Below are 11,605 nucleotides of genomic sequence, written 5' to 3'. Positions count from 1 at the left end.
GACCTACTGCCGAAGAAACGGCCTTGTCGGCGTTCTTCCCGCCCCATCACGCCCCGTTGTTCAGAGCCCTCCTAGGCCCAGCTGAACCCAGCTGAACCAGGCCAACGCCGAACGGCACGAAATCCTTGCCGGCAGGCCCGGCATAGGGAGGTCCGGGCGGGAACCCCTGGGTGGTCCAGGCCACCAGGGTGCCGCGACGTGGCAACAACACCTCGCTCATGTCCGCACCGCTGCAGCGCGGACACCACTGCTGTACGGGGAAGGTCGTGGCGCCACAGTCGCCGCAGCGACTGCCGATCAGCTGCGGGTCGTCGTCGGGCCAGGTCGAGATGTCGGGGGCCAGTGCCTTCTGCATCGCGCAATCCTTCGTCGTCGGCCGCACAATAAGGCGCTTTACTGAATAGTACAACGCCATTCGCACCGTTCAGAAATGGCATTCTCATCGTACCAGGCGCCGGTCTATCGCCCGGCCGCTATCGTCAAGGGATCCCCCGCCAGCCCAATACCCCCATGCGAGGACCCGACCATGCCGATCACGGTGACACTTGAACTCAGGCTCAAACCCGAAGCGGTGCCCGCGGCGCGCGAGGTCATGAGCCGGGCATTGCAAGACACCCGGGCGTTCGACGGCAACCTCGCTACCGACGTGCTGGTCGATCAGGACGACGAAGCCCACTGGCTCATCTACGAACTCTGGGACACCGTCGAGCACGACGAGGCCTACCGCAGATTTCGCGCCGGCGAAGGGAGACTGACGGAGCTTCCGCCGCTGCTCGCCGCGCCTCCCGTCAAGACCAGATACGTGACGACCGACATCTGACGGCAGCGCCCGGCACATTCACAAGGCAATCAACTCAGCGCCGGAATCACTTCACGTTCGAAAAGCTCGATGCCCGAACGTTCGTAGGCGGCCTCGGGGAAATAGCAAATGGCGTATTCACATCCCAGGTCGCGGGTCTTGGCCAGCTGCTCGATCACCTGTTCCGGCGTGCCCGTCGCCGCATCCGAAAGGCCTGCGACCATCGAATCCGCCAGCGTCTCAGGAACATAGCCCACCAGGCGGTCGCGGACCCGCTGTAACCGATCCTTGACATCGGTGTCCGAGGTCCCGATGACGGCGGTGAAGTTTGATGAGCGAACGATGGCGTCGAAGTCGGTGCCCAGCTCTCGGCAATGCTGCGCCAGCAGTTCCGACTTTCGGGTGAATGCGGTGGGCTCGGGTGTGAAGTTGGTGTACCGGGCATACTTCGCCGCGATGCGTAGCGTCACCCTTTCCCCGCCGCCGGCAATCCACAGCGGAATACCGCTGGCTTGCAGCGGCTTTGGCGATACTATGGCGCCGTCTACCCGGTAGTGCTCGCCGGTGAAAGTCACTTTGCCGTCGCGCCAGGCGTCCCGCATGATCTGCACGCCCTCGTCCAGGCGAGCCAACCGCGCCTTGGCCGGCGGAAAGCCGTAACCGTAAGCGCGCCACTCATGTTCGTACCATCCGGCGCCGATGCCCATCTGGATCCGGCCGCCGGAAATGATGTCGGCGGTGGCCGCGACCTTGGCCAGGTAGACGGGGTTGCGGTAGCTGATCGCAGTGCACATCTGGCCCAGCTTGATCCGCGACGTCGTCGCGGCGTACGCCGCCATTAACGACCACGCCTCGTGAGTGGCTTCATCGGTCGGCAGCGGGACGGTATGAAAGTGGTCGTAAACCCACAGTGAATCCCACGCACTTCCGTCGGCATACGTCGCAAGGTCGCGCATCACCTCCCAGTGCTTTGCGGGTTCGATCCCCACCATATCCATTCGCCAACCCTGCGGAATGAACAGACCAAAGCGCATAGTTAGGGACTCTAACGCGTCGCAGGAACCGACTCACCATCGATGATCCAGCGATCGCGCGCAACGAGCCCACGTTGGATTTTCATCCAATCCAGCTCGACTACAGGCAGCTCGCCGACGCGCGAGAGCTCTTGTGCCAAAGCCCGAACCAAGAGCCTTCCCCCGCGAGTAGTGGCGCCGAATCGCCGGCGCTTGCCTGTAGCGATTGTGCGAGCAGACGCAAAATCGCACAAAAGCTTTGGCGATTTTGCGTCTGTCCGCCAGCTACTCCCAAGTGGTGTGCGCAGCGATGCGCCGCTGACGATCGATGGTGGCGAGATAAAACGCCCACGCGAAGGCGAAACTGAGGAACCAGCTGGCCACGAAGTACAGCCACGGGCGGCGAACCCCGCGCCGAGAACCGTCGACCATGGTGAAGAGGGGCAGTAGCACCAAATTCGCGATCAGGTAGTCCTGGCTGGTCGAGCTCGCGGCGTGATTGCCGAACATCAACTTCGCGTATTGCGTCCAGCCGCCGCTGGCCCACAGCTTTAAACCGGCCGAATACTGGCTCACATAGCGGATATTGAAATACCAGGCGAGTACAACCGACACGATGCCGATCACGTAGTAGGCGCACTCCATCCCGGACAACAGCGGACCGCTCGGCGCCCGACGGAAGACTTGCCGGTTCGACGCGACGATAAGCCAGATCGCCGCCAAGCCCAGGATCGCCTGTGCGATGAGAGTCACCATCGTCAATCCACCGCCACGGCTTCCACGATATTCAGCCGCGCGGCACGAACGGCCGGCGGGATCGCGCCCAACAACGTCAATGCGAAAGCGGCACCGGCGAAAAGGAGAGTGACCGGGATCGGTTTGTACACCACGTCGATGCTGAGCACGTGGGTCAGCGCCACCGCACTCAGATACTGGTTCGCCGCACCGAATGCCGTTCCGATTACGGCACCGACGAGGCCCAGGCCCGCAGCCTCGGCGAGGATGGTGTGCAGCGCAAAGCGCCGCGACGAGCCCATCGCCCGCAGCACACCCAGCTCGCGCCGCCGCTCCAGCACCGACAGCATCAGCGTGTTGAGCAGCGCGACGCTCGAGACGAAGACGACTATCCAGGCCATCACGGTGATCAGAACGGTGCCCTGCTGCAGAGCTGCCCCGGCAGCCTTCGCCGCCTCCTGGCCCGAGTACACCTGGATATCGGCGGGCAGTTTGTCGCGGATCGCCGCCTCGACGCCGGCCCGGTTGGCGCCGGGCTCGACGTCAACGGCAAGAATCGTCGAACCAGGCCGGTCGAACCATTGCCGCAAGTTCGCCAGGCTCATCGACACGACGCCGCCCAATAGCGAGAAGAACGGCACCACCTGCAAGACCCGGGCCCGTCGCTCGCCGGTAGGGGTGGCCAGCACCAATTCGTCGCCGGCCCGCAATCCCAGCGCGCGGGCGATGTCACGGGCTATGACGACGCCGTCGCCGGAGATAACTTGTTCTCGCACTTGGGCATTCAACGCATTCGACGGCGGCGCAACCGCGCCCGGCGAGATTCCCTGAATCAGTATCCGCCTGCCGCCGACCGTTGCGTAGGCCATCTGCCCCGCAACGACGTCGCGCACCCCCGGCACCGACGCGATCGTGGATTCGGCGTCTTGCGGCAGGACCGGCGCGGTAGGGAAAACGCCTGGACCAGAGGAGCTTACAAAGAACGCCGCGTCGCGAAGCGAGGAGAAGCTCGCGTCCGTCGAATCAATGGCGTTGAAGTTTGAGCCGGTGGTTTGCACGGTGATCGCCAACGCGATCTGCACGGTCATGAACGTTGCCCACACTCGCCGCGGCGCCCGTTCGATCGTCGCCGCGGCCAACGCACCCGGCGCGCCGAAGCCGCTCGCAACCTTCGCCGCCCAATTGACGATCGGGCCCGCGAAGGCGAAACACAGCGCGACCTCACCGACACCCACGATCGCGATGGCCGCTACCGAAACACGCCCCAGGTCCCGGGATCCGACCACGGCTGCCGCCGCGACAAGACCCGCGCCAAGTACACCCGCCACCACCCGCGACCGAAGCCCGACGGCATCCACCCGCGACGCGCCGACCGGGGCCAGAGCCTCGATGGGCTCCACCTTGTACACCTGGCGAGCCGCGAGCGCCGCAGCCGCAACGCTGACGACCACGCACGCCGCCATGCCGATGGGAATTGCGTAGGGAGGCAGGATGTATTCGGTTCGCGATTCATAGCCTTGCAGCAGTGCCGCGGGCAGAACGCCGATCGCCTGCCTGCCGATAGCCACGCCGAGAGCCGATCCCAGTACCCCGCCGACCAGCCCGGCCAGGCCGGCCTCCAGCAGTAGGTCACGCACGATCTGCCGCTTCTTGGCGCCGATGGCGCGAAGCATCGAGATCATCGGACGCCGCTGGGCAATCGCCATGCTCATCGCGTTGAAGATCAGAAAACCGGCCACCACGAGCGCGGTCGACGCCGCCGACACCATCAGCGTACGCATGATCGCCACGGCCCCAGCGGATTGCGCGGACCGAAATGTCGGCTCGGCGACTATGGCTCGCCCCCCAGCGACATCCTTCAGGCCGTTGCGGACCTGCCCGAGGTCGGCGCCGGGCGCGGTGATGATCAAGACCGAATCGATCATTCCAGGCCGATTTGTGAGGCGCTGAATCAGCGGCAACGGTCCCACGATGAAATTTCCAGCGTTGACCCGGTCCGCGTCGGCACCGGCGATAACGGCGGCGACGGTGACGGTGTCCTTGCCCTTGCCAACGCCCAGGGCAAACGTGTCGCCCTCGTTGCGGCCGGTGCCCGACCCGACCGCGACCCGGCCGGGCTGCTTGACCAATGGACCGATCTTGTCTTGGACCGCGCGCTGCAGGGCGCTCAGCATCGCCCTGACCTTTTCGTTCACCCCCAGGAGCACCACCCGCTCGGACGGCTTTCCGATGGAGGCGCGCAGCATCGGTACCGCGGCGGCGACACCGGGCACCTTCTCGATGTCGGCACACAGCGCTTCGGGGAAGCCGGTATCGGTGACTCCGGAAACCTCCAGGCTCGCGTTGCCGCCGATACCGGCAATAAGACGGTCGGAGGAACCGGTGATTGACCCGGCGATGCCGAGGACCGCGACCAGCAATGTCGCCGAAATCGCCACCACCACAAGTAACATCGAGGTGCGGGCCGGGTGCCCGCGCAACTCGCGCAGGTTGAACGCACGCAACCGGTCGACGATCACCGGTGTTCCTCAGCAGCCGGTACATCGGAGTGGATGCGACCGTCCGTCAGGGTGATCACTCGATCCGTCGACGATGCCGCAGCGACATTGTGGGTCACCATCACGACCGAACGGCTCTGCTGATGGGCGATGTCGTTGAGCAGCGCCATGATCGCGGCGCCGGTCTTCGTGTCGAGATTGCCCGTCGGCTCGTCGGCGAGAACCAGCGGAGGATCCATCATCAACGCCCGGGCAACGGCAACGCGCTGCGCCTGTCCCCCGGACAATTCCGACGGCCGGTGCTCCGCGCGATCGGCCAGGCCCACCAAGGCGAGCAGTTCCAGCGCCCGGGACTTGACTTTGGACATCCGGGCGCCGTCGAGCAGCTTGGGCACCGCGACGTTCTCCCATGCCGCCATCGTCGGCAGGAGATTGAAGAATTGGAAGACAAACCCCACACTGCGCCTTCGGAATTCGGACTGATGGTCATCGTTGAGATCGCCGATCTCGGTGCCCCGGAATCGGATCGATCCGGAATCGGGTCTGTCCAGAGCGCCCAGCAGGTGCAGCAGCGTGCTCTTACCCGAGCCCGACGGACCGACGACGGAAACGAACTCGCCACCGGTCAGCGTCACGGTGATCCCGTCGAGCGCGCGAACCGTCTGTGCACCGATGCGGTACGCCTTGCAGACATCCGCCAGCTGAAGCATCGGCTGGTCGTCCGGCGCGGCGGTCATGCCGCGGAACCCGGCACGCTGGTTGTTGGTCGGGCGGTCTCGACCTCGATGTCCTCGGGCGTCTGAGTGGCCAGGTATTCGGCGAGAGTTCCGATGGTCGGATAGTCGAACACCGCGGTGGCGTCGATCGTGAACACACCACCGAACTGACCGAGCAACCGATTTCGGAGTTCGACCGCCATCAGCGAATCCATGCCGAGCTCCAAGAAGCGGCTGGTAGCAGGCGGCGGTTGGGCGAGCCCCAGAATCTGCTGCACCTCGCGCTGCAGGTGCTCGGTGACGAAACCGCCGCGCTGGGCCTCGGGTACGTCTTGCAGCTGCCGCAGCAAGGCACTATCGCCCGGGGCCACTGCGCCCGCCATTGGCAACACGCTATCCAGAATCGGCGGCCGCGCCGTGCCCAGCAGCTTCGCTACGCGTTGCCAGTTGGCTTTGATCGCGACCGCCTGGCCGATGCCGTGTGCCACCACTTCGCCGAGTGCATTCAACGCGGCGGTGGGGTCCAGCGGAATCAGCCCGCGCGCGCCGAGATTGGCACGCGCGGCGTCCGAGCTGGCCATGCCGCCCTGTGCCCACGGACCCCAGTTGACGCTGGTGGCAGGTAGCCCTCGAGATCTACGGAACGCAACGAGCCCATCGAGCACCGCGTTGGCCGCCGCGTAGTTGGCCTGGCCGGGTGAACCAAGCGCACTTGTGGCAGACGAGTACACGATGAAGAACCGCAGATCATCGTTCTTCGTCAGTCGATGTAAGTGCCAGGCGCCGTATGCCTTTGGCGCCAGCGCCGTCCTGAACCGATCCAGGCTCTGCTGCGTCAGCAGCGCGTCATCGATAACCCCGGCCAGGTGTGCCACTCCGGCCAGCGGCGGCAACTTCTCTCGGATATGTTTGAGCAGGTCGCCGACCTGCCCCTCGTCGCCCATGTCCGCCGCGAACGTGTGGATCCGGCATTGGTAACGCTCGGTTATCGCGTCGATTGCCTGGCGGATGGCCGAATCGGGCGTCCGCCTGCCGGTCAGCACAATGTCACCGGCGCCAAGCTGCGCCAGATAACTCGCCGTGTGCAGGCCCAGTGCGCCAAGGCCGCCGGTGATCAAATAGCTCCGGTCGCCTTGTGGTTGTATGGGTTTGGGCATCTGCAGCACGACCTTGCCGATGTGGCGCGCCTGCTGCATCCGGCGAAACGCCGCCTTCGCCTCCGCCAGCGGATAGATTTCCACGGGTAGCGGTGCTATCTGGCCGTCGTCCAACTCTTTCGATAATTCAGCCAACAAGCCGCGGATCCGCTCTGGGTCCTGCGCCATCAGCACGTCCAGCGCCAAGACCTCGTACCGGATGTCGGGACGCGCCGCCGTCATCTGTTCCGCAGTCCAGATGTCCCGCTTGGCGATTTCGACGAACCGGCCGTTGTGTGCCGTCGCCCGGACGGTGGCCTCGATGAATCCTTCGTTGGTAAGGCTGTTGAGCACCACGTCGACGCCGGCGCCCTCGGTGTCGGCAAGGATCTGATCGGCGAAATCTATACTGCGCGAGTCGTAAACGTGTTCCACACCCATCGCGCGCAGGGTGGCGCGTTTGTAGGTGCTGGCCGTGGCGAAGACGATTGCCCCGCGCTGTTGTGCCAATTGCACTGCGACCAGGCCGACGCCACCGCTGGCGGCGTGCACGAGGACCCGTTCGCCGGTGCGTAGGTTTGCGGCCTCGAACGCCAGCAGGGTGGTGAGCGCCGCGGTGGGCATGCTGGCCGCGGCGGTCTGGGTGATCCCGTCCGGCACCGGCGTGATCAATTGCATCGGCACATTGATGAGGCTGGCCATCGATCCGAGCATGACGCCAAAAACCCGCTGTCCGAGCCGGAAGTCGGGAACGTCTGGACCGATGTCCGTAACGACGCCGGCGAAGTCGCCGCCGATCGGGCCTGGGTCGCCGGGGTAGAGGCCGAGCACATTGAGCACATCGCGGAAGTTGACGCCGGCGGCCTCGACCCGAACCCGCACCTGCCCGGCGGCGGGTGCTGACACCTTCATTTCGTTCAGGTGCAGGTTGTCGATGGCCCCGCGCTCGGTCGGTGCCAAGGCATAATCGGTTGCCCGCGGTACCGCGAGAAAGCCGCTGGCCGCCCACCTCAGCATCCGCGGCACCAGGAACTTCCCTTGCCGCACTGCGAGTTCGGGCTCGCCGCCGGGGCTGCCAAGGAGGCCCGCCAGCATGCGCACCGCATCGTCGGATCCGTCGTGGTCGACCAGTCTGCAGCGCAGCATGGGCTGTTCTGCGATGACGGTGCGTCCGAGTCCCCACAGCGCCGCCTGTACCGGATCGACCGGCTCGCCGGATTCGGTGGCAACGGCCCGTTCGGTGATGATCCACAGTCCGCCGGGAATTTTCACGCTGTGGTTCGCCAACAGCGCACGCACCGCGCCGAGCACGTTGCCGATCTGCGTTTCCAGTCGCGCGGCGAATTCATCGCTCGACTCGTCCGAACCGGCCTGCCCGATGGCGCGCCATACGACACCGGAGAAGGGCACTCCCCGCTCCTGCGCCCCCACGAGCAGTGGCGCCCAGTCCTGCGGATCGGCGTTCTGCTCCAGCCGGACAGCAGCGGGCAGCGCGGCCGCTAGTTCGGCGAATCCGGCAATGAGCCAAGTCCCCTTGCCGGCCTCATCGCCGGACGGCGGAGCCACTTCACGCCAGCCGATGCTGTACAGCATCCGGGTGGCATCGCCGCCGAGGCCGCGCAACAAGGCCTCACGCGGTGCGCGTTTCACCTTGAATTCGTGGATTCCGCCGATAATCCGGCCATCTCGATCCACGAAATCGAGGTCGAAGATTTGCGTCTCGCTGCTTGCGTCGCCCGGCCGCCATCGTGCGTAACAGTAGAAGCGCCGAGGCATCCGGTCGCCCAACACCACCCGGCCGTAGCGCAACGGCAGGTACAGGTCGGAGCTCACGTCAGTTTCTTCCGCCAGGGCAAAGAGCGCGGCTCCGGCGATGCCGGTGCACAGGTCGAGCAGCACCGGGTGGATCGGCTCGCGCCCAACATGATCGGCCAGCTCGTCACCGACGGTGATATCGCCGACCGCCTCTCCTTCACCGACCCAAAGCGACTTCAGCGAGGACCGCCAGACAGCCCCCAAGGCAAGTTCGTTGTCGAGGAAGGCGTCGAACAGTTGCTGCGGACGCGCGCGAGTCAACCTCTCCAGCAACGTGTCCAGCGGAATTACAGCATCCGGGGCGCCGGGCGCCGGGTCGTTGGCAACGCCGGTGACGGTGCCGGTGACGGCCGTACCCTCTGCATTCAGTGACCACTCGCCTTCCCGATCACCGCTGCCACGGCTGTGTACCTGGAACGTCCACCCGTCGCCTAGCGGCGCCGCTCCGGACTGGCGCAGGGTCAGCTGCACGTCACGGGAGTCCCTGTCGTTCAGGAGGATCGGTTCGTAGAAGAAGACATCATGCACCTGTGCCGGCACGTCCAGCGCGGCGAGCACCATGGCCACGTAGGTGGCGCCAGGAACGACAAGGGTGCCAAAGATGATGTGATCGGCTAGCCAGGGCTGCGACTTGACGCCGACGCGACTGGTGTAGACGGTGTCCCCGGATGCGAGGTCCTGTGCGAAGCCGAGGATCCCGGATGCGACGCGGCCACCGGAATGGATGCCCGCGGTCTTGGGCCAGATGTGCCGGTGCTCGAACGGGTACGTGGGTAGTTCAAGTTTGCGACGGGATCCACTGTGCGCGACGGCTTGCAGCGCGGAAAAGTCGGGCCGATGCCCGGCGACGTAGGCGGCGGCGACCGCTTCGGTGATCTGGCCCAGCGCATCAGCGCCCTTGCGCGCCGAGGCGATCGCTCGTGGTGCGGCTACCGATTCCGGCCAGATTTGCAGTGCGGCGGCGGTCAGAATCGGCTGCGGACCGATCTCCATCAATACCGTGCAGCCCAGCAGAGCGACAGTGCGCACGCTCTCGGCGAATTGCACCGGCTGCCGGGCATGCCGGCGCCAGTATTGGGCGTTCAGCGGGGTCGCCCCGGTGATCACCGCGCCGGTGCGGTTGCAGACCAACGGCAAAGTCGGCACGGCGAACGTGAATTGAGCCGCGTACGATTCGAATTCGTCGAGCACCGGCTCGAGAAGCTCGGAGTGAAACGCGTGGCTGGTGTCCAGCCAGGTGCAACGGATACCATCGCCGCCGCAGCTGGCGACGATCTGCTCCAAGTCCGCGCTCGGACCCGACAGCACCGTGTTGGTGCCGTTGTAGGCGGCCACCGAGACTCGTGGGTATTCGTCGGCGACGTCCTCGACATGCTCGGCGTCGCCGAACACCGCCACCATCCGGCCACCTTCGGGCAGACTACCGAACAGGCGGCCCCGCTCGCCGACCAATCGCGCCCCAGTCTCGAGGCCGAACACCCCGGCCACACACGCGGCCGTGTACTGGCCCACGCTGTGCCCCAGCACCACGTCGGGCTCGATGCCCCACGACTGCCACAGCCGGGCCAGGCCCAGCCCAGTGGCGAAGAGCGCCGGCTGAGCAAACGAGGTGTGCCGCAACATCTCCCCGGGATTCCGGGTCTCGTTGAAGAGGACTTTCAATAGCGGATGCGGCAGGACATCGTCGAGCACCTCGGCGCATCGTTTCACGGTGTCGGCGAATACGGGTTCGGTGTCGAACAATTCGCGCGCCATACCCGGGTATTGGCTGCCCTGTCCGGTGAAAAACCACGCGGTCCTCGGCGGATCGCCGCACACGCCGCGCAGCACCCGCGGCCCCAGCCTGTTCTCGGCCAGCTCGGCCAGTCCGGCCAGGAGCTCTCGCTCACCTTCGATCGAACCCGCGACCGGATCCACCACCAATGCAGCCCGGTGCTCGAAATGCGAACGCCCGGCACCGGCTGTCAGGCACACGTCGGCGATGTCCGCGTTTGGGTGTGTGTCCAACCAATGTCCGTACGACTGCGCCAATTTGAGCAGTGCCTGCGGCGAGCGTGCCGAAAGCGGCAGCACTAGATGTTGTTTCGCCACTGGCGTGATCGCGACATCGAGCTCGGGTGCCTCTTCGATGATGACGTGTGCGTTCGTTCCGGAAAAACCGAAGGAGCTTACTCCGGCACGTCGCGGTCTGCCGTGGCGCTGCCACGGAATTGCTTTGTCGACGACCCGAACCGGCAGGTTCGCCCAGGAAATGTGGGGCGACGGATGATTGAAGTGCAGATTTTGCGGCAGCATTTCATGCTGCAGCGACAGCACGATCTTGATCAGGCCGGCGATCCCGGCGGCCGACTCGAGGTGCCCGACGTTGGTCTTGACCGATCCGATCAGCAACGGCTGGTCCGGATCCCGCTCTGCACCGTAGACGGCCGCAGCGGCCTGGACTTCGATCGGATCGCCGAGCGAAGTTCCGGTGCCGTGTGCCTCGAGGTAGTCGATGTCGCGGCCGGCCAAACCGGCCCGCGTCAGTGCCGCGGCGATGACCCGCTGCTGCGCGCCGCCGTTCGGCACCGTCAAGCCGCCGGATGCGCCGTCTTGATTGACCGCGCTGCCCCGGATCACCGCCCGGATGTGGTCGCCGTCGCGCACCGCGTCGCGCAGCCTCTTGAGCACCAGGATTCCGCAACCTTCACTGCGCACGTAGCCGTCAGCGGCGGCGTCGAATGTTTTGCATCGCCCGTCGGGCGCCAGCATTTTCGCGCGCGAAGCCGCGATCGTGCTCACCGGACTGAGCAGAACGTTCACCCCGCCGGCCAGTGCTAGCGGGAGTTTCCGCCCTGTGTAGTTGAGCGGCGTGTCTTTTGTTGTGGTGCTTGGTTTTTGACGCGTTTGGGTG

5 protein-coding genes and 2 pseudogenes are annotated in these 11,605 nt (G+C 65.5%); 1 reads left to right on the top strand and 6 read right to left on the bottom strand.

Annotated elements, in window-relative coordinates; translation table 11 throughout:
- Positions 1-85: 85 nt before the first annotated feature.
- Positions 86-355: pseudogene (locus tag AWC07_RS23105) on the bottom strand (Zn-ribbon domain-containing OB-fold protein); the annotation flags it as partial.
- A 171-nt stretch (positions 356-526) separates the two neighbouring features.
- On the opposite strand from AWC07_RS23105, the gene AWC07_RS23100 reads away from it, so the two are divergent.
- Positions 527-820, top strand: a complete 294-nt coding sequence (locus AWC07_RS23100; RefSeq protein WP_036408968.1) for a putative quinol monooxygenase — start codon at positions 527-529, stop codon at positions 818-820.
- Between the two features lie 29 nt (positions 821-849).
- Here the strand turns inward: AWC07_RS23100 and AWC07_RS23095 are convergent, their stop codons facing one another.
- The 5 genes and pseudogenes from AWC07_RS23095 to AWC07_RS23075 all read right to left on the bottom strand — a co-directional run.
- Positions 850-1,833 carry an LLM class F420-dependent oxidoreductase gene (locus AWC07_RS23095; protein ID WP_036408963.1) on the bottom strand — a complete coding sequence of 328 codons (984 nt, stop codon included), beginning with the start codon at positions 1,831-1,833 and terminating at the stop codon, positions 850-852.
- Positions 1,834-2,097: 264 nt separating this feature from the next.
- Positions 2,098-2,568 (bottom strand): DUF2834 domain-containing protein, encoded by a 471-nt coding sequence (locus AWC07_RS23090; protein WP_036408960.1) that lies wholly within the window; start codon positions 2,566-2,568, stop codon positions 2,098-2,100.
- Between the two features lie 2 nt (positions 2,569-2,570).
- Positions 2,571-5,066: an ABC transporter permease gene (locus AWC07_RS23085; RefSeq protein WP_085105251.1), complete on the bottom strand. Its 2,496-nt coding sequence runs from the start codon at positions 5,064-5,066 to the stop codon at positions 2,571-2,573.
- Positions 5,063-5,782 carry an ABC transporter ATP-binding protein gene (locus AWC07_RS23080; RefSeq protein WP_244187672.1) on the bottom strand — a complete coding sequence of 240 codons (720 nt, stop codon included), beginning with the start codon at positions 5,780-5,782 and terminating at the stop codon, positions 5,063-5,065. The genes AWC07_RS23085 and AWC07_RS23080 overlap by 4 nt, the downstream gene beginning before the upstream one ends.
- A pseudogene (locus AWC07_RS23075) lies at positions 5,779-11,532 on the bottom strand (SDR family NAD(P)-dependent oxidoreductase); the annotation flags it as partial. The gene AWC07_RS23080 and the pseudogene AWC07_RS23075, both read right to left, overlap by 4 nt.
- Positions 11,533-11,605: the final 73 nt, after the last annotated feature.

It is taken from the genome of Mycobacterium gastri (assembly GCF_002102175.1).
Lineage (GTDB): Bacteria > Actinomycetota > Actinomycetes > Mycobacteriales > Mycobacteriaceae > Mycobacterium > Mycobacterium gastri.
Note: the sequence above shows the minus strand (reverse complement) of the source record. Positions and strands in the feature narration are given on the sequence as shown.